25 protein-coding genes are annotated in these 23,658 nt (G+C 48.8%); 9 read left to right on the plus strand and 16 right to left on the minus strand.

All coding sequences use genetic code 11. The features are described 5' to 3' along the window. Positions 1-9 precede the first annotated feature (9 nt). The 6 genes from EKM71_RS06835 to EKM71_RS06860 form a co-directional block, all read right to left on the minus strand. Positions 10-750 carry an amino acid ABC transporter ATP-binding protein gene (locus EKM71_RS06835; protein ID WP_125573872.1) on the minus strand — a complete coding sequence of 247 codons (741 nt, stop codon included), beginning with the start codon at positions 748-750 and terminating at the stop codon, positions 10-12. 443 nt (positions 751-1,193) lie between these two features. Continuing rightward, the gene (locus EKM71_RS06840) at positions 1,194-2,093 is read right to left on the minus strand and encodes a DUF6681 family protein (RefSeq protein ID WP_225418005.1); all 900 of its coding nucleotides are present in this window, start codon (positions 2,091-2,093) and stop codon (positions 1,194-1,196) included. Positions 2,094-2,113: 20 nt separating this feature from the next. Next, positions 2,114-2,590 (minus strand): hypothetical protein, encoded by a 477-nt coding sequence (locus EKM71_RS06845; protein ID WP_125573873.1) that lies wholly within the window; start codon positions 2,588-2,590, stop codon positions 2,114-2,116. A gap of 75 nt (positions 2,591-2,665) precedes the next feature. Beyond that, positions 2,666-3,124 carry a Fur family transcriptional regulator gene (locus EKM71_RS06850; RefSeq protein ID WP_125573874.1) on the minus strand — a complete coding sequence of 153 codons (459 nt, stop codon included), beginning with the start codon at positions 3,122-3,124 and terminating at the stop codon, positions 2,666-2,668. 80 nt (positions 3,125-3,204) lie between these two features. Next, entirely contained in the window at positions 3,205-3,765 is a 561-nt protein-coding gene (locus EKM71_RS06855; RefSeq protein ID WP_125573875.1) for a nucleoside/nucleotide kinase family protein, read from the minus strand. Beyond that, positions 3,755-4,180: a bis(5'-nucleosyl)-tetraphosphatase gene (locus EKM71_RS06860; RefSeq protein ID WP_125573876.1), complete on the minus strand. Its 426-nt coding sequence runs from the start codon at positions 4,178-4,180 to the stop codon at positions 3,755-3,757. The genes EKM71_RS06855 and EKM71_RS06860 overlap by 11 nt, the downstream gene beginning before the upstream one ends. Before the next feature lie 169 nt (positions 4,181-4,349). Between EKM71_RS06860 and EKM71_RS06865 the strand changes: the two genes are divergently transcribed. From EKM71_RS06865 to EKM71_RS06875, 3 genes are all read left to right on the plus strand, one after another. After that, on the plus strand, positions 4,350-5,744 hold the full coding sequence (locus EKM71_RS06865; RefSeq protein ID WP_125573877.1) for an APC family permease: 1,395 nt from the start codon (positions 4,350-4,352) through the stop codon (positions 5,742-5,744). Positions 5,745-5,783: 39 nt separating this feature from the next. Next, positions 5,784-8,222 (plus strand): Xaa-Pro dipeptidyl-peptidase, encoded by a 2,439-nt coding sequence (locus EKM71_RS06870; protein ID WP_125573878.1) that lies wholly within the window; start codon positions 5,784-5,786, stop codon positions 8,220-8,222. Positions 8,223-8,305: 83 nt separating this feature from the next. Beyond that, positions 8,306-9,217, plus strand: coding sequence for a proline-specific peptidase family protein (locus EKM71_RS06875; RefSeq protein WP_125573879.1), 912 nt, complete (start codon positions 8,306-8,308; stop codon positions 9,215-9,217). Between the two features lie 80 nt (positions 9,218-9,297). On the opposite strand, the gene EKM71_RS06880 is transcribed toward EKM71_RS06875, so the two are convergent. From EKM71_RS06880 to EKM71_RS06895, 4 genes are all read right to left on the minus strand, one after another. Beyond that, complete coding sequence (locus EKM71_RS06880; RefSeq protein WP_125573880.1) at positions 9,298-9,780, minus strand: hypothetical protein; 483 nt, start codon at positions 9,778-9,780, stop codon at positions 9,298-9,300. A 251-nt stretch (positions 9,781-10,031) separates the two neighbouring features. After that, positions 10,032-10,565, minus strand: coding sequence for a hypothetical protein (locus EKM71_RS06885; protein WP_125573881.1), 534 nt, complete (start codon positions 10,563-10,565; stop codon positions 10,032-10,034). A gap of 201 nt (positions 10,566-10,766) precedes the next feature. Next, the gene (locus EKM71_RS06890) at positions 10,767-11,351 is read right to left on the minus strand and encodes a L,D-transpeptidase (protein WP_125573882.1); all 585 of its coding nucleotides are present in this window, start codon (positions 11,349-11,351) and stop codon (positions 10,767-10,769) included. A gap of 99 nt (positions 11,352-11,450) precedes the next feature. Beyond that, a complete protein-coding gene (locus tag EKM71_RS06895; RefSeq protein ID WP_125573883.1) occupies positions 11,451-13,007 on the minus strand; it encodes an ABC-F family ATP-binding cassette domain-containing protein in 1,557 nt (518 codons plus the stop codon). A 179-nt stretch (positions 13,008-13,186) separates the two neighbouring features. On the opposite strand from EKM71_RS06895, the gene EKM71_RS06900 reads away from it, so the two are divergent. Both EKM71_RS06900 and EKM71_RS06905 read left to right on the plus strand, forming a co-directional pair. Continuing rightward, positions 13,187-13,570, plus strand: a complete 384-nt coding sequence (locus EKM71_RS06900; RefSeq protein WP_125573884.1) for a VOC family protein — start codon at positions 13,187-13,189, stop codon at positions 13,568-13,570. A gap of 16 nt (positions 13,571-13,586) precedes the next feature. Further along, positions 13,587-14,279 carry a CPBP family intramembrane glutamic endopeptidase gene (locus EKM71_RS06905; protein ID WP_125573885.1) on the plus strand — a complete coding sequence of 231 codons (693 nt, stop codon included), beginning with the start codon at positions 13,587-13,589 and terminating at the stop codon, positions 14,277-14,279. A 366-nt stretch (positions 14,280-14,645) separates the two neighbouring features. Here the strand turns inward: EKM71_RS06905 and EKM71_RS06910 are convergent, their stop codons facing one another. From EKM71_RS06910 to EKM71_RS06925, 4 genes are all read right to left on the minus strand, one after another. Beyond that, positions 14,646-15,413 carry an ABC transporter ATP-binding protein gene (locus tag EKM71_RS06910; protein WP_125573886.1) on the minus strand — a complete coding sequence of 256 codons (768 nt, stop codon included), beginning with the start codon at positions 15,411-15,413 and terminating at the stop codon, positions 14,646-14,648. Beyond that, entirely contained in the window at positions 15,346-16,311 is a 966-nt protein-coding gene (locus tag EKM71_RS06915; RefSeq protein WP_125573887.1) for an ABC transporter permease, read from the minus strand. Before EKM71_RS06915 ends, EKM71_RS06910 begins: the two co-directional genes overlap by 68 nt. A gap of 21 nt (positions 16,312-16,332) precedes the next feature. Further along, positions 16,333-17,304, minus strand: coding sequence for an ABC transporter substrate-binding protein (locus EKM71_RS06920; RefSeq protein WP_125573888.1), 972 nt, complete (start codon positions 17,302-17,304; stop codon positions 16,333-16,335). Between the two features lie 564 nt (positions 17,305-17,868). After that, positions 17,869-18,759 (minus strand): DegV family protein, encoded by an 891-nt coding sequence (locus EKM71_RS06925; protein WP_125573889.1) that lies wholly within the window; start codon positions 18,757-18,759, stop codon positions 17,869-17,871. Positions 18,760-19,136: 377 nt separating this feature from the next. On the opposite strand from EKM71_RS06925, the gene trpX reads away from it, so the two are divergent. From trpX to EKM71_RS06945, 4 genes are read left to right on the plus strand one after another with little or no spacing between them, the layout of a single operon-like run. Continuing rightward, entirely contained in the window at positions 19,137-20,132 is a 996-nt protein-coding gene (gene trpX / locus EKM71_RS06930; RefSeq protein WP_125573890.1) for a tryptophan ABC transporter substrate-binding protein, read from the plus strand. Then, positions 20,129-21,028: an ABC transporter permease gene (locus EKM71_RS06935; protein ID WP_125573891.1), complete on the plus strand. Its 900-nt coding sequence runs from the start codon at positions 20,129-20,131 to the stop codon at positions 21,026-21,028. Before trpX ends, EKM71_RS06935 begins: the two co-directional genes overlap by 4 nt. After that, complete coding sequence (locus tag EKM71_RS06940; protein ID WP_125573892.1) at positions 21,021-21,791, plus strand: ABC transporter ATP-binding protein; 771 nt, start codon at positions 21,021-21,023, stop codon at positions 21,789-21,791. The genes EKM71_RS06935 and EKM71_RS06940 overlap by 8 nt, the downstream gene beginning before the upstream one ends. A gap of 13 nt (positions 21,792-21,804) precedes the next feature. After that, a complete protein-coding gene (locus tag EKM71_RS06945) occupies positions 21,805-22,236 on the plus strand; it encodes a GNAT family N-acetyltransferase (RefSeq protein ID WP_125573893.1) in 432 nt (143 codons plus the stop codon). Between the two features lie 32 nt (positions 22,237-22,268). On the opposite strand, the gene EKM71_RS06950 is transcribed toward EKM71_RS06945, so the two are convergent. Both EKM71_RS06950 and EKM71_RS06955 read right to left on the minus strand, forming a co-directional pair. Further along, positions 22,269-22,688, minus strand: coding sequence for a hypothetical protein (locus tag EKM71_RS06950; protein ID WP_225418006.1), 420 nt, complete (start codon positions 22,686-22,688; stop codon positions 22,269-22,271). Between the two features lie 83 nt (positions 22,689-22,771). Further along, positions 22,772-23,635 (minus strand): NAD(P)-dependent oxidoreductase, encoded by an 864-nt coding sequence (locus tag EKM71_RS06955; RefSeq protein WP_125573894.1) that lies wholly within the window; start codon positions 23,633-23,635, stop codon positions 22,772-22,774. Between the last annotated feature and the right edge of the window lie 23 nt (positions 23,636-23,658).

A 23,658-nucleotide genomic window follows, 5' to 3' on the forward strand; every position in this document is an offset into this window, starting at 1 on the left:
TCCCCCCAACTAATGAGTCAAAATCTTACTTAAGAATTGACGAGCCCGTTCATTGGTTGGCTGGCCATCGAAGAACTGTTCCTTAGTGTCGTCTTCCAGAACGCGGCCATCCGCCATGAAGATAACTCGGTTGGCCACTTCACGAGCGAACCCCATTTCGTGAGTCACGACGAGAGACGTCATGCTGGAGTCACGAGCGATGGACTTCATAACATTTAACACATCATCAATCATTTCCGGATCCAAGGCACTGGTTGGTTCATCGAACAGGAGGCACTTGGGCTTCATCGCCAGTGATCGCGCGATGGCAATTCGTTGTTGTTGTCCCCCAGAAAGTTGAGAAGGCATCTTCGGTGCTTGATCTGCCAAGCCCACACGGTCAAGCATCTCCATCGCAACCTTCTTGTTCTCGGCTTCCTCGCGGTGTAACACAATTCGTGGTGCCAGCATGATATTTTCAAGAATGGTCTTATTCGCATAAAGATTAAAGTGTTGGAACACCATCCCCACATTCTTTCGAATTCGGTTCATATCCGTCTTGGGGTTCGCGAGGTCTTGACCGTTAACGATCAATTGCCCGTGACGAATGGATTCCAATCCATTGACGGTTCGGATCAGTGTCGACTTTCCTGAACCGGAAGGACCAATCAGCACGACCGTTTCACCGGCCTCAATCGTCAAATTAATATTGTGCAGCGCGTGGAAATCACCGTAATACTTTTCCACGTTGTGAAATTCAATCATTGACATAAGCTTTTCCTCCTGCTTGATTAATCGCATTTTTAAAAACTTTTCTCGGTTAGCATGAATACTTATGCAAACCGCTTACCCGCCCAGTTAGCCGCCGAATGAATTCAACGGCGTCTCATCAACTCTCACACAGATCGGGCATCGACACGTCGCGGTCTGAATTGATTAAGGTCTAATTCAAAGTTTAAACCAAAAAAATAACCCGGTCAAAGCAAAGACTTCCACTATGGAAACCCCTGAAAAAAGTTTAGGTCACTTAATATTAGATGTACCAAGGATTCCCTTCATACCGATGTCCTCTGAAAAAATAAATATCTTGACGCGACGTTAGATCGAAATTCGATTTAATTCGCCTTTCATCACAAAAAAGGACCTCAAGCCAACACTATCTGGCCCAAGGTCCTTGGAAGATTCATTATGAAATTAAACTTTCAATTCTGATTTTAGTGATGGTACCGCGAGGTCCGTGTCATTGGTTCTGACTCACGAGTCGGCGCAACCGGCGATGTCTCTCGTGAAGGAGCCTGCGTCGCTGACCCTTGATGCTTGTACGCCAATTGAACAGCCACTTGGAAATCATTATCTTGTTCGATCAGGCTCGTCCGGCCGAGAACTTTGAAAGGCCCCCCGACCAGTGTGGCGTTAGCCAGATATAGTTCAATCTGGTCTTGAACGTCAGCCACCTTTTGGAGACCAACCGTCGCCACTACCCCAACACGTTGCTTCTCCGCCTGATTAATACCAGCGTAAACCACGAGTTGATTGCCCTCGGTCTGCATCTCAAAGTATGGAATCAAGACCCCTGGTCCCGAAGCATAAACTGGCTTTCCGAGTTTACGAACTTGGTCGGTAATCTCGCGGTCACCAAGACCGGAGTAATCCAGCTGCATCAGTTGATTCTGTTGCAACCGCGTGGCCAAATTCTGAATATTTTGCAATTCGATTGTAGATGATGACAATTTCCCGGGTAATATCTTTTTCTCATCAAAATACCCGTTGGCTGGAATGTTGCGCCCCCCAATAACTGGCTTTCCTGTTTCCAGGTCGGCGTCCTTGGGCTTCATGTGTAACCATTTTTCAATCTTCGGTGAGATATCAAAAGGTGCTTTCTTCTTGGTAAAGTAGTACATCGCATTGAGATATACAAAATAAAGCATCACAACGGCAATGGCCAAAATCAGCAGTCCCCAGAAAGGATGGCCATTTTGAAGATAGCGGAACCCAATGTAAAACAGGTAAAGATTTCCTAGGGCCCCGAGAACCGTGTAAATTCGGTTCTTCAGCTTAACACTCACGTTGATATAGCCTAAATAATGGTTAATCATATCCAGAAAACTAAGCATCATCGGTCCCCCTTTCTGTCTTATTCACCCGTATCAGTTGTTCCACTATAAGTGTGTGAACTTTGGGTGGTCGTATCATTTGTGTTGTCGCTGGAAGTTCCCGTCGTGTCATCAGTCGTGTCATTGTTGCTTGACGAAGTCGTTGATGAAGACGTTGTGCCAGTATTACCAGTCGTTGTGCCGTGAGACGTCCCCGTTTCGGACGTATTGTCTGCCGAAGAACTTTGCGTCGTCGTTGATGAACTACTGCTACTACTGCTTTCGTCAGACGACTCACTGCTACTTGAGGAGTCTGAACTCTTCTTAGAACTGTCGTCACTTTCCTTTTTCTTAGAACTGGTCGACGAGTTCGACACAACTGAAGAGGTCTGCGAAGTCCGCGTCGCGCCTTCATTAGTCTTGGTGACCGAGTTGGTAACCACGTTTGTCGCACCTAACGCCAAGGCCATTGAGACCAAGGCAAATGGCGTGATAAATGGTGGTGTGCGGTATGCCATGTCGTCATCCTCCCTTCACAATTACTCATTGCATCCATTATCCCACGTGGAACTCAAAAATCTCTCAAGTTTCTCTTAATTTTTAGCTAAACTCTCGGTGGTCACACCTGCCGTCTTACAATCAGCACAGAGGCCGTAAAGTTCAAAGCTATGTCCGGTCACTTCACACCCTGGCAGTTGATCCGTAAAGAACGCCATCGGGCACATCTGAAGCTCTGTCACCTTCCCACAGTTTTGACAAATAAAGTGATGGTGATGTGAATGCTGAGCATCACACTGGTACTTAACACGTGCGCGTTCCTGTTCCGTGTTCTGCTCAACGATACCGACTTCCTCAAACTCCTTCAGATTGCGGTAGACGGTATTGTGGCTCATCCCCGGGAACTCGGTGCGCATGTACGCATCGACGGTCACCACATCCGTATAATGGCTCTGGTTAGTCAGCAAAAACTCTAACAGCGCGTGCCGTTGTTTGGTTAACTTCAACTTATTCTTTCTTAAAACAGCCACAGCGGCGTTTAATGACTCAGCCATGATGGGCGGCCTCCTTCTCAAATTTAGTCCGAATTCCTTGCTAGTGTCGCATATCTTAGGGATAAACTCAACCGAAGCGCTTAGTCCTCCTGGAGGGTACGCATCAGGTTGGCCAACTTGACCTTGGTCTGTGACCAATTGTCATTGTTGATCTGAATGGCCCGCCCCTGTAAAGCTAGTGGCATGGTCAGATCACGTCGATACTCTGCACTGGCGAAGCGCTGCTTGACCATCAGCTGGTCATCCCCGCGGCGTGTCACCCGGTGCATCAGCGATTCGGGATCGCTCACCGTCAGAAATAGCACAACGGCCTGATCACCCAGCTCTTCTTGATAAGTGACTGCCCCCTTGGAATCGAGCACAATAGCAACGAAAGGACTTCGATTAAAGCCAGCAGCGAGACCCTCGCGAGACGATCCATACTGATAGCCAGCGTAACGAACCGATTCCAAATAATGGTTCCGTCCAAAACTTTCGGCGGTTTCGAAATAGTAATCCTGCCCGTCAATCTCTCCGGGACGAGGGGGCCGCGTCGTATGCGTGATAACTTTGGTGACTGGATAGTGCTCAACGAGGTAGTCCTGGACCGTTGTCTTCCCGGTCCCTGTTGCGCCTGTAATGACCAAAACCTTATTTGCCATGGGTCGCCCCCACGAGGTAATCATTAGCCTGATCCAATAGTCCCTTGAGATTGTCAAATGTCAGCCGTTCACGAGCGGCATTGTAAGGCAACCAAGCTGTATCACTGATTTCAACTTTTTGTCGGTCAATTGTCACATCCGTTGGCACTTCAGCAGTAAAAAGAACCACATGTTTGTGGTGACCATTGGCCATATCGTAATCGAGGTCAGCATGAAAATCAGTGGCAACCGCCACTTTTAATGCCGTCTCCTCACGAATCTCCCGTTGGGCCGTGGCCACATCGGTTTCCTGGCCTTCAACGTGACCCTTAGGGAACCCCCAGAAGTCACTGGTGGCACTCTTTAATAATAAATAATAGGGCACACCAGCACGGCGCTGATAAACCACAGCGCCACTTGCGCGTTCAGTAATCATGACTAGCGTTCCTCCTCGTTATTAGTTCTGTTCTATTTTAGCCCGAAAGCCCCCCCAACGGAAAGGTTTTCCACTGCATTTTTGAAAACAACGGCCAACTCTCATTGACTTTTAATTTAAGTCTAGGGTACACTATCCGAGATATCACCATTAATTAAGGAGGTTTCTTATGGCTATTTCGCGAATTTTCCGCCGCGAACGCTTAGATAATTACTTAGAAAGTGACCAACACTTTGCCAAGACCATGTCGGCAAAGGACTTGATGTCACTGGGTATTGGAGCGGTGATTGGAACTGGGATCTTCATCCTCCCGGGAACCATCGCGGCCCAATACAGCGGACCGGGAATCGTGTTATCTTTTCTTCTCGCTGCTATCGTCTGTTCCACTGCGGCGATGTGTTACGCCGAATTTGCCTCCGTCTTACCGGTCGCCGGGTCTGCCTATTCTTACGGTAACCTGGTCTTCGGCGAGATCATCGGCTGGGTCCTCGGGTGGGCCCTCATTCTGGAGTATGTGCTCGCCGTGGCGGCGGTTGCCAATTCCTTCGGAGCGTATTTCAATTCTCTTCTGAAAGGGTTCCATTTGGCACTGCCCACTGCCGTTACTGGACCATACGACCCCGCTCACGGTACCTATGGCAATATCATTGCCATTCTCGTGGTCATCCTGATCAGTTGGTTACTCAGCCGGGGCATGCGAGAATCGATGCGCATCAACAATGCCATCGTCATCGTGAAAATCGCTATTATTATTCTTTTCGTCCTGGTCGGGATCTTCTATGTCAAACCGGCTAACTGGCATCCCTTCGCGCCATTTGGGACTAAGGGAATTCTCCGAGGTGCCTCGACTGTGTTCTTTGCCTATCTCGGTTTCGACGTCGTTTCGGCCTCGGCTGCCGAGGTTAAGAATCCTAAAAAGAACATGCCAATCGGGATCATTGGGACGCTCATCGTGGCCTCCGTGCTCTACATGTTGGTCGCCGTGGTTCTCACGGGAATGGTACATTACACGCGGCTCAATGTGGCTGATCCCGTCGCCTTTGCCTTGACCCTGGTTCATCAGGACTGGACGTCTGGGATTATCTCACTGGGCGCCCTCGCGGGGATGTTTACCATGATGGTCACCATGATTTACAGTTCATCGCGTCTGATCTATTCGATCGGTCGTGATGGCCTGTTACCAAAGTTCTTAGGAAAGATTGACGATGAAACGGGAACACCCCGTAACAGTCTCGCCGTAATCACCGTGGTCATTGCCTTGCTCGGCGGGTTCGTTCCCCTGGCCCAACTGACCAACCTGGTTAACATTGGCACGCTGGTCGCTTTTCTCTTCGTTTCCTTTGGGATTCTGCGGCTCCGCCGTCTTAAAGGACTGCCTCAAAACTCTGGATTCAAGGTGCCTCTCTACCCTGTCTTACCTATTATCTCGGGACTTCTGTGTTTCGGCATGATGCTTCAATTACCCGCCGAAACCTGGATTGCATCATCCATTTGGTTTGCGCTTGGCCTGGTGATTTACTTCAGCTATGGGTTACATCACAGCCGTTTAAATAATCAGGATTAAAAATAGTTAGTCAGATTTTAGAAAAGGTAGGCGATCGTTTTGCGCAATCAACAGTTTGCTATTCGACCGACGCAGCCGGCAGACGCCCTGCGCGAGCTCGAGGAGATTCACTTTTTAACGACGGACAATCAGGATTTAACCAGTCCTACCGCCCTGCTCTTAAACTTCTATGACTTAAGTTGGCCTGAATACCAGGCCCCAGCCAGTGTCACCGCCCAGTTAGCCAATCTGATGGCTACCCCGGACGAAGATGGTTGGACGTACCTGACCACCCATGACACGTTACCCGTCACGGTCTTCTATAACTTGGCTCTTCAACGCTTAGGATTCAGTCCTGAATTAGATTTTCTGCTGACCGATCCTTTAGCCGCCATGGCAAAAATTCAGCTGCCCGTCAGCGACCATGCTACCAATGATTTTACCGTGGCCGAATTAAAGCAAGCTTGGTATCTACTACTAATCACCCATACCAAGAATGGTCAAAGCTTCCTGGATCAGCTCACAACGCACGGCTATTTTGCCCCCTTCGTGACCGATCCCACCGTCGATAAACCTTTAATCTTTAACGGGAAGGCGCAGGCCGTCTTCGATACCACGCATCTCATCCGTGAGGTCGTCTACGTCGAAAGTCCCCAAGATACCGACCACGACGGTCACCGCGACCTACTGAAGGCTGAGATCATTCGTCCCGTGGAAACGGCGACGGGGCTCAAGGTGCCTGTGCTCTACACGGCCAGTCCTTATAATCAAGGCACCAATGATGAATCTGGTGAAGCGTTGACCCACAATGTCAACGTACCACTACAACCCAAGCAACCACAGCAAGTCACTTTGGCCGACTTGGCTACGCCAGCTACTGCGTCCATTCCAGATCCTCGTCCAGTAACTACCAGCACCCATGAAGCTGCTGAAACCTTTGCACGGGAACAGTCGTACACCTTAAACGACTACTTCTTAGCACGAGGATTTGCCGTAGTCTACGCCGCTGGGATTGGGACCAAGGATTCCGATGGGGTCCGCACCACTGGTGACCCAGAGGAAACAACCTCGACCATCGCTATCATCGAATGGTTAGCCGGTAACCGGACAGCCTTCACGACCCGTGCCGCTACTGAAGCCATCCCTGCTTGGTGGAGCAATCACCAAGTCGCCATGACCGGTCGTTCCTACCTGGGAACCTTAGCAACTGCCGCCGCAACTAGCGGGGTAACGGGGCTTAAGACAATCATCAGTGAAGCCGCCATTTCCAACTGGTATGACTACTACCGTGATGGTGGATTGGTCATCGCCCCCGGTGGTTTCCCCGGTGAAGACGCCGATGTCCTAGCCGAAGAAACCTTTAGTCGTGAACTCTTACCCGGTGACTATCACCGTATTCAAGCTAAATGGCAGGCTGATCTAGCCGGTATCACCCATGATCAAGATCGCACTACCGGGAACTATAACAGCTTCTGGGATGCACGCAACTACCTCAAACACGCGCAAAACATCAAGGCTGATCTGCTCCTGGTTCATGGCCTTAACGACTGGAACGTCAAGCCGCGCAACGTTAACAATTTGTGGAATGCGGTCCGCGACCTCCCTGTCACCAAGAAACTCATCTTGCATCAAGGACAACACATTTACATCAATGCCTTTCGTTCAATCGACTACACCGATATCGTCAATCTCTGGTTGACTCACGAACTTTTGGGCGTCGACAACCAAGCGGACACGCTCCTGCCGAATGTCATCATTCAAGACAACGTCAAACCCGAAACCTGGCACGCTGCCGCAGATTGGGATAACCCCGCCAACAACGAGCGGGTCTTCAATCTTCAACACGACGAATTGGTCGATGCCGGCACTCAGGACCCACAGCCCTACGCCACGAGCTTCAACGATCAGCTTCCAGTCGCGCAATACCAACGCTATACCAAGGATGTCGCTGCCTGGGAAAATGATCTTCTTGGCGACAAGCATAACGACCTCTTTGGCCACCGCCTCATCTTCAAGTCAGCGGTCCTGACTGATGATTTGATTCTAGATGGAAAACCAACCGTGACCTTACAAGTGGCGGTTAACCAACCCATGGGTATGCTGAGTTTCCAAGTCGTCGACTATGGCGAGGCGGCCCGCTTAGGTGTCAGCCCAACCATTCTCGCCCGCAAGTCTCTCGATGAAGGTTACCGTTGGCGTGAAGATGACCTGCGTGAATTCCAGCTCGCCGCACCGACTCCTTGGAAGATGATGACGAAAGGTCATCGCAACTTACAGAACCGTACCAATGCTTACCAAGTTGACGAACTCAAACCGAACCAATTCTATGATCTCACGGTTACCCTGCAACCCACTCACTACAAGTTAGTTGCTGGTCATCAACTTGGTCTGGTCATCTATGCCACTGACTTTGGGATGACGGTTCGTGGCAATCAGGATTTGCAATACTCCATCCAGTTGGCACAGGCTAATTTGACCATTCCAACCGTCACAGACTAACTTGAATTTACAGGTCACGGTTTCTTAACTAAGATAACAGTGATAAAATAATAATAACTTTATTAGAAACGGGGGGCTTTCCCATGAAACAAGGAACCACGATCATCACACTAGACAACGGCTACCACCTCTGGACCAATACCCAAGGTACGGGTGACATTCACCTGCTCGCCTTACACGGTGGCCCTGGTGGCAACCACGAGTATTGGGAAGACACCGCGAAACAATTAGCCAACCAAGGGCTCAATGTCCAGGTTCACATGTACGACCAACTCGGGTCCTGGTATTCAGATCAACCCGACTATAGCGACCCTGCGATCGCTAAAAAGTACCTGACTTACGACTACTTCCTGGATGAAGTCGAAGAAGTTCGCCAAAAGTTGGGCATCGACAAATTTTATTTGATTGGCCAATCATGGGGTGGTGCATTAGTTCAAATGTACGCTGCTAAGTATGGTCAACACTTAAAGGGTGCCATCATTTCATCTATGGTTGACAACATCGACGAATACGTTGAAAGCATTAACCACATCCGTGAAACGGTTCTTTCCGCTGACCAAGTGGCCTACATGAAACAGGTTGAAGCCAATGGTAACTACGACGACCCTAAGTACCAAAGTTACGTGGACATCTTAAATGACGGCTACGTGGACCGTAAGAAACCCGCTGCTATCTCTCACCTGATCAGCACGATGGCAACTGATGTTTACGGTGCCTTCCAAGGGGACAACGAATTTGTCATCAAGGGTAAGCTCAAGGAATGGAACTTCCGCGAACATCTGAAGGAAATCCAAGTGCCAACGCTCTTGACCTTCGGTGAACACGAAACCATGCCACTTGCCACTGGTAAAAAGATGGCAGAATTGATCCCTCACTCTCGCTTTGTGACGACGCCTGAGGGTGGTCACCACCACATGATCGACAATGCCCCGGTCTACTATGACCATTTGGCAACGTTTATCCGCGACGTGGAATCTGACAACTTTAACGCTTAATTTACGACAAAAAAGCCTGTGAAATCACTGATGACTTCACAGGCTTTTTTACGCCTATTTTTAAGGCTTAGTTTTCGAAACTAGAAATGCATATCATTCTTGACTTCCCAGTGTTTCGTGACTTTAAAATAGTTATGCGTTTCACCATATACATCCGTAATCTTTAAACGGACCTTCTTGTTTACTTTTACCTTCTTAAGCTTCATCTTGCCAGAATCATCGTTACTCAGCAAGTACTTCAAGGTTCTGTAGCCTTTCTTATTCTTCTTGCTAAGTGTAAACGTTTTGTTCTTTTTTACCTTAGACCCCAGCTTTACTGTCCGACCACCATTACGATCCCATTTTCCAGAATTATACATGCCATAATTCACCCAAAAGGTGTTCTTTCCAATATGATATTGCATAAACCCAGAATCACCAATAGACCGAATCCAGACCCCCCTAAGCTCTTTGGGTGTCGTCCGGGCCTTCGCAGATGCTGTTGTGCCTGGCATCACGGCTCCCATACCAATCACCGCAATAAACGCCACTGCTAATCGATTTAACTTCTGATGTTTCGTCATATGTATTGCCTCCAAATAAATTATGTCGTAAACAGATTACCTTCTTATCTTATCATGATGGTTTTCTCCATTCAATCAACGTCTAAAGGCAGTTCTGTCCCCCCAGCCTATGTTGGGCAAGGATTATCCACGACATGGAAACAACCATTTCAACACATAACCCAAAATACTGAACCTTACTCGAAAAAGGGACCTCAGAAATTGAAAATTCTGAAGTCCCCCCTTTCGTTTACCTTTATCGCCTGAGATAATCAGTCGTTAACCAAACCATTGTTCAGAAGCCAGGTCTTTGATGGTCTGAATGCGTTCGCTGTTTTTTTGGAGTCAACCTGTCCATTTTCATAAAATTTCATGCGCAGACGACTCTTTTTATTCACCCTAACTCTTTTAACTTTGAGCTGGTTGATCGTGCTGGCCGTATCATTAAACTTCACTGTACGATAACCCGCTTTATCGCGTTTGCTGAGCGTAAAGGTCTTATTTTTCTTAACTTTATTGCTCAACTTTAAGGTATGCGCCCCACAACGCGTCCATTTACCATTAAGATAGACGCCACCATCGCTAAACCACATGGTCTGCTTCATCAAGTGTAGCTGAGAATATCTAGGCTCCCTGGGAAACCAGCCTGAATTAGGGTCCCCGTTCCAATGAATCCAGGTGCCTTGAACCTCTTTGGGCACTACCCGGGCCTTAGCCGATGCCGTCACTGGCATTAAAGCGGCCAAAGCGACCATGGTTGCAACGCTAATACCTATTTTCTTCAGTCCACATTCATGTGTCATCATGTTTCCCCCCTGAACTGTTTTCTTATTCATTTTAAATATAGCCTTATATCATAACTTAATCAATATAAGCGTCACGCGAAAGACTATTTGAGGCTAAAGAAAGGGCGCTAAGACAATGTCTTAACGCCCTTCATGTTCACTTCAGCTGCGTGCAAATCAACAGATTCATTCACCAGCACACTCACCGTTTTTGCCCTAAAACTAGTGAATCACAACTTTCATCCCATAAGGCACGTTGTTGTAAACCCACTTTGCGTCGGCGACAGATAACCGCACACAGCCGTGTGACGCAGCCGTCTTACCGAGTTGCTTTGCTTCACTCTCAATATAATTTCCGTCTTTATCGGTTGGCACACTGTGGAAGAGGTAAATACCATGGTCCTTCCAGGATACCCAATACTTCGCGCCTTCGCCTGAGTTTTGGTTGTAGAAGAACTTCCCCCGCTCGGCTTGAATGTAGTAGGTTCCATGCGGGGTAGCATTGTCCTTGCCTGTCCCCGTTGAACAGTACATCGTATAGAGCACTTTGTTGCCACTTCTGATGTAGACGCGCTGTTTGCTAGTATTCACATCTAACCAGGCATGGGGAAACGTCTTCAGATTAGGGTAGTCCTTTTCTTCCGAAGGCGCTCGCCAATCAATCCGCTTAGGTGCCGCGACCTTATTGCGGATCGTCCGTGCGACCGGTGTCCGGTTAGCGGAAGTCCGCTGGATCACGCGATTGATGCCAACACCCGCTACAATGACCAATACGACAATGACGAGTAACTGTCTAAAACGTCTCATGTTCTGCCGTCCTTTTCAGTAAAATTCATGTTAGCTTCACTGTAACGGATCTTGCGTCAAAAGGGAACGGTCTTAACCGAATTATAACCTTACCGTAACTTACTCTTGCGGCGCATTCCGTAGACTTAGCTTCTCCACGTTCAAGATCTTGTCGACCAAACCCGTATAAAAGCTCTCCTCATGGCTGACGATGATGGCGTTCCCAGGGAACTTGTCGATAGCCTCTTTCAAGGCATGTTTCGTTTCATCGTCCAAATGGTTCGTAGGTTCGTCCATAATCAGAAAGTTTGCGGGTTCGAATTCCAGCAAAGCGAGCTTAACCTTCGTCTGCTCCCCCCCGGAAAGTTCCCCAATGGGCTTCATGGCGTTGGCGGAGTCCAAACCACACTTGGACAGCTTGCCCCGGATGGCCTTTTGTGGCATCTTTTCATACTTAGCTTGAATGATCTGAAGTGGCGTTTGCCGGTTGTTTTCCCAGACCAAGTCTTGACTAAAATAGCTAATCCGAGCGGAAGGTGAAAAGCTTGCCGATCCACCCTTGGCCTTAATGATCCCCAAGATGGACTTGATCAGCGTTGACTTCCCAACCCCATTGAATCCGGTCAAGCCGACCTTTTGGTCAGTCGTCACGGAGAACGTTACGGGCTTCAGCAATGGCCGGTCGTAACCGACGGATAATTCATCCACCACCAGGGCGTTCTGCGACCCAGTTTCCTGATAAGGGAAATCAAAGTGAGCTTGGATGTTCGTCGAGGGTGGATCGACCCGTTCCATCCGATTCAGCATCTTTTCTCGTGACTTAGCCATTGTTGACTTCGTCCCAGCCTTATTCTTCCGAATAAAGCGTTCAGCCTTTTCAATCACGACCTGTTGCTTATCGAATTCACGTTGCTGAACCTTTTCCTTCTCAGCCCGTTGACGCATGGCCTGTTTGAAGTTTCCCCGGTATTTGGTAATTTGCCCAAAGGCCAAATTAATGATACAGTTCGTCACATTTTGTAAGAAATCATAGTCATGAGAGATGATGAGGGCGGCACCCTCAAAGTTATTCAAGTAGTCCTCCAACCACGCAATATGCGCAGTATCCAAATAGTTGGTCGGTTCGTCCAACAGGATTACATCTGGATTTTCCAAGAGCAGCTTGGCCAAGATAATCTTGGATCGTTGTCCACCGGACATTTTGGCGACCTCATGGTCACGGCCGATGTCATCGAGACCCAGACCTGAAATCACCCGTTCGATTTCAGTTTCCACGCCGTAAAAGTTCCGAGCGTCGAGTTCTTCTTGGATACGGCCGGCACGCTCTAAGAGCTTGTCGTCCATGCTTTCAGCATATTCCGAATACAAAGCCGTCATTCGGTCATTCATCTCATATAAGTCCGCGTAGGCCGTGTGGAGAAAATCAATCAACTGCATCCCCGCAGGAATATCCGCGTATTGGTCCAAGTACCCGATATGGGTTTTCTTCTGCCACTTGATGCTTCCAGTCAGTGGCAGTTCTTGTCCTGTAATAATTTTAATCAAGGTTGACTTGCCGACACCGTTTTGCCCAACGACGCCCATGTGTTCTCCCTTGTTGAGTTGAAAACTGGCACCTTCGTACAGTTTCTTATCAGCGAAACTCATGCTCAGGTTGTCAACTTCTAATAGTGGCACAAAAATCCTTCCTCTCTCTTAACGCAATAAAAGCCTCGACAGCGTCAAGGCCTTTATCTAAACAATATATAAGTAGTAACTTACCACGAAACGCCCGCGTTAGTCAACTTCACCGCCTAGGGTCCCGAGGGTTATCTATGCTATAATGGTTGAAATTTACTAGTTAAGGACTGACTGTCATGAATATTCGAAACATCGATCATCTTACGCTCACCGTTAGCGACTTGGACCGCGCACTTCGCTGGTATCACGAGGTCTTAGACCTCCCTGTCATCACCTTCGACGATGGCCGTAAGGGCGTTAAACTTGGCAAACAGAAACTGAATTTCCAAGTAACTGATAACCCCCATCTGCCCGTTGCTAAACACCCAACGATTGGCGCCGCGGATTTTGCCATCATTGCAACCGATCCCCTGGCTAACATTCTGGCTCACCTCACCAACTATGCGGTTGAGATCGTAGATGGCCCTATCCCTAAGCAAGGCGCCCAGGGTCCAATGACCTCCATTTACGTCCGAGATCCGGATGAAAACCTTATTGAAATTGGTAAATACGACAACTAATGGGAGGTCAGCTTGAATGAATATGTTTGGTTCTAGTACCCGCTGGCTCCTGGATTGGTTCAAACGCGACCTTCAGTGGGTTGGGTTTCTTGTTCTCTATCTGATTGATAGCATGATCCTCTTGCTGGCTACTGATCAGGCGAGCCGTGGTGGCGCCACCAACCAACTGATTGGGACGATGCTGATTTACTCCGGTCTTTTGTTGGCACTCATCACCTGGCGCTATCAAAAGCAACTCCAGAGAAATAATCCCCGACAGATCGGTCGAACCGCCTTTTCGTGGAAAACAATCATCCAACTAGTGGGCTTCTTTATTCTCATGATGGCCATCCAATACGCCTGGGGACTACTGATCCACTTCCACATCCTGCCGAGTCCGACTAATCAGCAGATCATCAATCAGCAAGTGGTCAAATTACCTTTCTGGAATACGGCTTATCCAATCTTGCTGGCGCCGATTTATGAAGAATTCATCTTCCGTGGGATCTTCCTGAACTACTTCTTTAGAAAGAATACCCGACTCATGAATTTTCTCGGGGTCTTCATCTCTGGAATTATCTTCGGCAGTATGCACGTCTCCGGCCTATCACCAACCCTACTTATGTATTCTGGACTTGGGTGGGTACTCGGGGCGGCTTACCTGCACTTCAAAGATATTCGCTATAACATCATCTTACATTTCCTAAATAATTTGATGTCACTAATCTAATGGTAAACAAAAAGGTCCGCCGAGAATTACTCGGCGGACCTTTCTTGCACCACAGGACGCTAGCCCGTCGCTGATGGTGGTGACCTTTTAGTGCCGCTATCACTGGGATAGTGACCTTCTCATTACGGTTAGTCCGTTTAGGTCTTCAACCAGAAGCTTCCACAACTTTGTTTACGGCTTCCCCCGAATACCTCAGAAAAACCCGTAATCTTAAATACGGCCTTAGTATACGGCTGATTTATCGGAAGATAAAGCAAATCTCCACACATTCACGATAGTGGCGTACAGTATTAACGACTATTGGCTAGATTTGTCCGAAAGCGCTGAATCGTGGGCTGATTAGTCCGTGGTGACTTTCCCTCTGTCTTAATCGGCAAATAGGCCCAATAAATCTTCCTGTCGAATGCGCTGCTTCTCCTCGCCACGCACATCCAACTTAATCTGACCATCTTGAACCATAACCAACCGATTGCCGTAAGTTAATGCGTCACTCATCTTATGGGTAATCATCAGTGTGGTTAAATGATTCTCGGCCACAATCTTTTGGGTCAGTGCCATCACTTGGCGACTAGTCTGAGGATCCAAGGCCGCCGTATGTTCATCCAATAAAAGTAATTCTGGATGGCTCAAGGTTGCCATCAGTAGCGATAATGCCTGGCGTTGACCACCGGACAAGTATTTCACCTGTGTGGTCAGTCGATCTTCTAACCCCATGTTCAGGGGCTGCAGGAGAGCTCGATAGGCTGTGGTCTGCCCCTTGTGCCGAAATCCGCGGAGACTCATGCTGCCGGTGTGTTGCTCCGCCAACGTGAGATTCTCGGCGACACTCAGTTCCCCAGCCGTGCCCATCTTAGGATCTTGGAAAACCCGGGACAACCAACGTGACCGGTATGCCACGGGTTTGTGCGTCACATCATGGTCAGCGAGCCGCAACTCACCGGCGTCGACCGGCAACGTTCCCGCAATCGTATTGAGAAGTGTTGATTTCCCAGCACCATTGTTTCCAATAACGGCCACAAAGTCCCCAGGGGCAATAGTGAGACTAACATCCTTTAAGACATGACGCTCATTTACCGTTCCGGGAAAGAAGACCTTCTGTAGGTGCTTGACGCTTAAGACTGCTGGTTGTGGCATGCTGATCGACTCCAATCTGTTTGAGATAACGTTTCAACTGTTGCTTCGTCTGTAACTTATTGCGTAATAATGGCAAGCAAATCACGATCACTAGGATCCCTGCTGAGAGAATCTTGAGGTCGTCGACTGGGAAACCCAGACCCATGGCAACGGTCAGGAGGTAACGATAAATCACGGCTCCCAAGACCATTGCGGTCAAACGTAACCAAATCTGGCGTCCTCGTAAGAAGATCTCGCCAACCAGAACGGAGGCCAGGCCAATCACGATCGTCCCAATCCCCATGCCAATGTCGGCGAACCCATTACTCTGGGCAATCAGAGCCCCAGAAAGGGCGATACAACCGTTAGAAACCATATATCCCAGAATCACCATCCGGTCGGTATAAATCCCGTTAGCGGCACTCATAGCGGCATTATTCCCAGTAGCCATTAGCGAAAGTCCGAGTCGGGTCCGGAACAACCAGATGAGACTCGCCATGACCAGGGCTGTCACGCCTAGACCCACGACAATGGTCTGAAAATCCAGCGACCAGGTTGCCGGTAGATAACTGGTCAAAACCTGTTGATCGAGAAGCGGCACGTTAGACTTCCCCATCACGTGCATGTTAACGGAGTACAGTCCCGTCATCGTGAGAATCCCCGCCAATAAGGAAGGCATTTTTAGTTTAGTGTCCAACATTCCCGTCACCCAACCAGCCAGGCAGCCGGCTAAGAACCCTAATAGGCTAGCCACAATAGCTGATTGTCCGTGAATCATGGCGCTGACGGTCACCGCGGCTCCTAGTGGGAAGCTCCCTTCGGTGGTCAAGTCAGGAATATCTAAAATACGAAATGTCAGGAAAACCCCAATGACCAGGGGTGCCCACAGAAGGCCTTGACCGATACTCGTGATTAACATTACTGATCATCCTTTCTAAACTTAGGGTTGCTTAATCTGCTTGGGTTGCATGCCAATGGCCTTGGTGTTGGCCTTGTTGATGTAAAGGTGTAGATGCTTAGAGGTTTCAACCGCCATATTCTGAGACTTTTTGCCGTTCTCTAGCACGCTGTAAGCCATCTTCCCGGTTTGCTTACCGAGGTCATAGTAGTCAATCCCGTAAGTTGCGGTTCCACCATCTTGGGCCATTTCGATCGACCCCGTCACAACGGGTAACTTGGCAGCCTTAGCCTTCTGACCAATGGTCTTCATGGCACTGGCCATCAGGTTATCAGTTGGCAGGTACAATCCAGAAATTTTACCTTGTAAGCCTGCAAGCACGCTAGCAACATCGTTAGTGCTGGTTGCACTGACCACCTTGAGTTTCAAGTCATGCTTCTTGGCATATGCCTTGGCTAACTTCACCTGTAAGACCGAGTTCTCTTCGGAGGAGTTGTACATGATGCCTAAGGGTTTGTTGCCCTTGGTCATGCTAGCTAAAAGCTTTAATTGCAAGCCAACCGGCGTCAAATCGCTGGTCCCACTGACGTTGGTTTGTGGCTTATTGTTGGTCTTCACCAACCCAGCTGCCTTCAAATCAGTCACTGCGGTTACCAGCGTTGGCGTCGTCTTGGTCTTCTTGGCCAAAGCCTGCGCAGCTGGTGTGGCAATTCCCAACAATAAGTCATTCTTTTGTTGACTCAGTTGTTGACTCATCGTGTTTAGATTGGCCTGGTCGCCCTGCGCGTTGAGGTAATGGTAGGTTACCTTAACGGACTTGTGATGATCCTTTAATTCCTGTTTCAAGCCAGCCTTGAACCCTTGTCTGGCTTCATCGAGTGATCCGTGTTGGACGACTTGTAGAATGCCAACATGCAAGGTGTTCTTGCTACTGGCGTCCGTTTTGTTTGAGCACCCGGCTAACGTCAATCCCAATCCTAATAACGCAATACTTGTTAATAATCCCTTTTTCATCATTATTTCCCTCCAGAATTTGCTGTGACCAATAGTATCGGCCCGTTTCGTTGTTTTTATTGACTGATAAATCTGGTGCCATTTGGCTCACCGGCCTTTCAACTGACTTGGCTTTGTTTAAGTAGAAGTGCAGCTAACACGATGCGTCCATGGTGCCAGCCTGGCTACTTCTGAGCGGCGTTCCTCAAGGCGGAGAGTTTCGCTTAACCCTAACTGCCTTGGCTCACACGCTAAAAACAAAAAAACACCAGATAGATTCTGAGTAGAATCTACCTGGTGTTATCGGGCCCCGATATATTTTCTCCAGATAGATTATACCCGTATCTATCTGGCGCTTAAGTCATGTTGAAAAACTTTAGCTAATCGATAGATACAAACGCAATTGAGCGGCGCGTTCGTATCCAACGTATGAATACAAACGCTATCTAAAGAAAAAGCTAAAGGCAAATTGGTTATTTAAATGAGTGAGGTTATTTGGCTTCATGAGTGAAGTTCCTTTCATTTTTCAATTTACAAATACCAGTTAACCATTAAAAAATGAGACTGTCAACCCCAAATCCTCATTTATTTCTCATCATTTGGAATCAGGCTGTGATAGTCTTGCGACCAAGCCAACCCCATGGCCCCATCACCGACGTGGACCCCAAAGCTGGGACCAATCGGCGCGACATCAAAGGTCGCCATGGGGAACCGATCGCGTGCAATCGCCACCCACTGTTGTGTGGCCTCCGGTTGGTCAGCGTTAAGAATGGTGGCCTTAACCGGTTGTTTCCCTGACAGATCCACCGCCAAACTATCCAAGAAGTCGCTGAGCGCGCCCTTAGAACGTAGGACACTCCCGGCATAACGCATCTTCCCCGAGGGTTCAAATGTCAACATCGGCTTCCCAGCATAAAGGGGGTTGCTACCTGGTGCATGACTAGGATTAACCTCACCCGTTCGCAGTAGCGGCTTCATGGAAGCTACAACAAACGCACTGTGAATTGTCTGGCGTAGGGCCGTCAACTGTGCAAAGATCTCGGTGATCGTTGCGCCCTGTTGGACCATCGCAGCTGCCAATCGTACTTGATCACCCATGACGGTCAACACTCCACGAGAATCCCATGGTCGGACGTGCAGGACCGTCACGTTTTCCACATAAGCGGCCAAGGTATTCACGAATCCCGAGATTCCTAATGATGGCCCAATCACAATGACATCGGTGTAGCCCTCACCGGCTAGCTTCTGACAGGTAGCCTGAATCGTCTTCATCGACAATTGTGGGGCCGTTGGAACAACCTTCTTTGTCTTCGCAAGTCGCATTAAACGGTAATAATCTGCCGTGGATAAGTCCAAGTACTCGTGGTACTGCCGGTTACCGAACATGATGGGTGCTGGTAAGAGTGTTATGTGGCGTTGTGCTGCTTCGTCGAACGAAATTCCCGACGACGTGTCCGTCATCACTGCAATTTTCATGATTAGTACCACCCTTCTCATCGTTGCTATTGGCTTCTAGTATAACAAAAAAGGTGAAAAGATGGTTGACGGTTTTTCAGCGATGCCGTAAACTAGTCTTAATCAAATTCGGAAAGAAGGAAAGTTTATGCAACTGTCTGGTATTCAGTTAAATGGACGTTGGCAAAGCCGGTAATCAAGTCGTCATCGAGTAGATGCGACTTGAGCTCCCAGAGCGATTTTCGCATCTGCGCCGGCTAACTTTCTGATGCAATAGCCCGCACGGATGTCTTCTTCTCCGGTTTTGCGGGCCTTTTTATTGGGCACCCAGCCGGTCTGGGTGCTCTTTTTCTATACGGCTAACATCATCAACCATTGAATTAAAGTGAGGTAAAAATATGAAACGTCTATACGGTTTAATCGCAATTCTAGTGGTCTTCCTGGGATTTGCCTTCGTTCAGGAGAGTCGACCAGACTCCGCCACTAAGAAACCCGTCCCCACGGTAGGAATTCTTCAACTATTATCCCACCCCGCCCTGGATGCCATTCATAAAGGGATTATTCACGGCTTGGCTGAGGAAGGCTATCACGTCAACAAGAACGTTAAAATTGACTTCCAGAATGCTCAGAACGATCAGAGTAATCTGAAAACCATGAGTGCCCGGTTCGTTGACGAGAAGGCTGATGCCATGATCGGCATCGCGACGCCGTCTGCACAGGCGCTGGCCAATGCTAGTTCCAACATCCCCGTTGTTCTTGGGGCCATCACGGATCCCAAGGGAGCTGACCTGGTTCAGAGCAACAACCATCCTGGAAACAACGTTACAGGGGTTTCCGACCAGGCGCCCCTCAAATCCCAACTGAAGCTGATTCAAAAGATTATGCCAAAAATGCAGACATTAGGGATCATTTACACGTCCTCCGATGACTCGGCGACCGCTCAGTACCATCAGTTTGCGGCACTTTGCAAGCAGGAACACGTTAGGCTCAAAGCCTACACGATTGCCAGCACCAATGACCTCAACCAGGTCGCTCAACAGATGGTCAGTCAGGTCGATGCAATCTATGTTCCAACCGACAACACCGTCGCCAGTGCCATGCAGACATTGGTTTCAACGGCCAACGCTAAGAGGGTTCCCGTCTTTCCAGCCGTCGACACCATGGTCAAGGCTGGTGGACTTGCCACCCTCAGCATCAACCAATACAAGTTGGGCGTTGAGACGGGCAAGATGACTGCCGCCATTCTTAAGGGTAAGGACCCGGCCAACACGCCTATTCATTTCGAACGGCAGGGTGAAATGACCATTAACTTAACCCAAGCCAAGAAACTCGGCATCACGTTACCTGATTCTGTTATTCAAGAAGCCCAAAAACACGGGGAGGTTTTCAAATGAGTTTAATCGTCTCTTCTATTGGACAAGGCCTGCTCTGGGCCGTCCTCGGGGTCGGACTCTTTCTGACCTTTAGAATCTTAGACTTTGCCGACATGACCGTTGAGGGTACCTTCCCTCTCGGCGCGGCCACTGCGGTCATGGCAATTAGCCATGGCATGGATCCTTTGCTGGCTACTCTACTGGCCTTTGCCGTGGGCGCCTTAGCCGGACTCATCACTGGGTTGCTCTACACCAAAGGACACATTCCCATCCTGTTAGCTGGGATTCTTGTAATGACAGCCTGCTACTCCGTTAATTTGCGGATCATGGGCAGAGCCAACGTCTCCTTGCTTGGGAAAAACACCTTGTTTAAAAACCATTTTCTGGCCAGTCTCCCCCAATACTTCGATAGTGTTGTCCTGGGGACGACAGTCATGGTCATCATCACAACTGTTGTCATCTACTTTCTACAAACGGAATTGGGTCAAGGCTTCATCGCGACCGGTGACAACCAAACCATGGCCCGATCTCTCGGGATTAATACCGACAACATGAAGATCATGGGTCTCATGGTTTCCAATGGTCTGATCGCCTTTGGGGGCGCTCTGGTAGCCCAGAACAATGGGTTTGCCGATGTCAACATGGGGATTGGAATCATCGTGATTGCCTTGGCCTCTATCATTATCGGTGAGGTGGCCTTCGGTGACTTAACGTTAAATCAACGACTGATAGCGGTGACTCTTGGCAGTATTCTCTATCGTTTTGTCTTGCTAATTGTCCTTAAACTAGGCTTCCAGGCCAACGACCTTAACCTTATCTCAGCGATCATCTTGGCCATTTGCATGATGCTTCCTGTCTTCAAGAATGTCTTGAACTTTAAGCACATAGTGAAACGGGGGTTAGATACCAATGACTAAACCATTACTCGAACTAAAGGACGTCGTGCTCAAAGTCAATCGCCACACGCCTGAAGAAATTACAATCCTAAATCATCTCAACCTAACCGTTAACGATGGTGACTTCATTACCCTACTTGGATCCAACGGTGCCGGAAAGTCGACGTTATTCAATGCCATCGGGGGCGACCTGACTATCGACTCCGGTCAGATTCTCTTAAAGGGCAAGGACATCTCCCATGAATCTGTGGAAAAGCGCACCCGTTTTCTCGCTCGGGTCTTTCAAGATCCAAAGTTGGGAACCGCTCCACGTATGAACGTCGCTGAAAATCTATTGCTAGCCGAACGACGTGGTCAGCGCCGCCGCTTAGCACCTCGGCGGCTCAATAAACAACTCGAGCGCTACGAAAAGATCACGGCCACCATGCATAACGGTCTGGACCAACGTCTCACGACGGCAACCGGCAATCTCTCTGGTGGTCAACGTCAGGCCCTGAGCTTTCTGATGGCCACCCTCAAGCGTCCGGAGATCCTACTGCTCGATGAACACACTGCGGCCCTTGATCCCCAAACCAGCCAGGATCTCATGCACCTCACCAACCAGCGCGTTCAAGAAGAAAAACTAACCTGCCTGATGATCACGCATCACCTCGAAGATGCCTTAACTTATGGTAATCGTCTGATTGTCCTTCATCATGGTCAAGTTACCTTTGACGTCTCCGGCGAGGACAAGGCGGCCTTAACCACCGAAAAACTCTACAGCTTCTTTGCTGATATCGAATAGGAGATGCTGACTTATGGAAATCGTCATCTCAAATGCCCCCTTTAACCGTGCCGCGGCGCTCTCACTACGTCAATCGGTTTTCGTCACCGAACGCGGTATTCCTCGTGAGATTGAATTCGATGATCGCGACACACCTGAACGCCTTTACGTCGTGCTCTACCAGGATGCAAGTCATCCAGTTGCCACACTACGTTTGGAACCGCAAACGCCAAGTGAAATGCGTTTTGGTCGGGTCTGCACCCGTCAAGACTTACGCGGTCATGGCTTGGGTCGCCAACTCATGACGGCTGCCGAAGATTGGTCACGCCAACACGGTTACCGCAAGGGCTTGATTCACGGCGAGGTCACGGCACAAAAATTCTATGAACACTGTGGTTACACCGTTAGTGACGGGCCATACGATGAAGATGGTGCCCCCGTTGTAGTGCTTCACAAGACTTTTTAATCGATCTAAAAAGGAACCCAGTGGGTTCCTTTTTATTTCGTTTGACGATCTTTAACCCACCAATAGACAGCTGGAAACACACCAGCAAGAATCAGGAATAGCCGTAATACAACATCCGTTCCCCATCGGGTCAGCCAACTCTCATGGCCTGAAGCGTCCCCAATTCGGCCAACACCCATCTGTCCCGTGTTGGCATAATTTGATCCCATCCGCAAGGCCTTCTGTTCCGAATCTTCTTGTGAACGGGTTAATCGGTTGGCAAAATCAGGCGTCTGCTTGAAATTGTGCGATAGACGGCGATAGGTCCAGGGAAAAATGATCAGATAACTCAGAATCAGATAGACCAGCCACCACGATAGCTTGAACTCAAACTGCCCGGCCCTCAAATTAAACGTACTAATGGCCAAGACCAAAACAAATGGAATAAATCCTTTTAAATAGACTCTTGTCATCTTAATTATTCCCACCTCTACTTAACCGCAAACCAGGGCCAGCATAATATTGGTCCTACTTATTGACTAATCATTTTTAAATTCTATTTTTTATAGGTCTTGATTAACCCCTGCGTGCCATCATTGCCAAGATTATCATCATCGACCATGGCCTCGTACAGCAATTTTGCCTGCTTGGTCGCTGGCAGATCTAAATTCATGCGATCGGCTTCTTGTAAGGCGATCCGGAGATCCTTCAGAAAATGCTTGGCAAAGAACCCTGGCGTATAATCACCCTTTAGAATTCGTGGTGCATAGTTATCCATGCTCCAGTTATCAGCACTACCACTTGCTAATGTTTCCAAGACAGCCGGCAGATCCAAGCCGGCAGCCTTCGCGTAAACTAACATTTCCGTCATGCCGGTCATTGTTCCGGCAATCATAATCTGATTGGCCATCTTAGTATGCTGACCCTTACCAGCCTCACCAAAGTACGCCACACGTTGACCCACCTGATTGAACACTGGTAACACTTGATCATAGGCAGCCCTGTCACCGCCAACCATCACTGTCAACGTCGCATTCTTGGCACCTACATCGCCACCAGAGACCGGCGCATCCAAGGCCAAGACATCATGTTCATGAGCGATCTGGGCCAGCTTGACGGCTAATGCTGGGGTACTGGTTGTCATGTCCACCACTGTACTCCCGGCTTGAATCCCGGCAAAGACCCCATGCTGTCCGGTATAAACCTCCTCGACATCGCGAGGATAGCCAACCATCGACATAATCAGTTTGGTCTGTTCCGCCACCACCTGTGGTGAATCTGCCCAGGTAGCCCCAGCATCCAACACAGTCTGCGCATGGGCCTTCGTTCGGTTGTAAACAACCACCGATTGACCAGCCTTTAACAAGTTCATCACAATTCCGGTGCCCATTACACCGGTTCCGATAAATCCAATTTGCATAAGCGGTGCCTCCTTCATAACTT

The organism is Levilactobacillus huananensis (genome assembly GCF_003946145.1).
Taxonomy (GTDB): domain Bacteria; phylum Bacillota; class Bacilli; order Lactobacillales; family Lactobacillaceae; genus Levilactobacillus; species Levilactobacillus huananensis.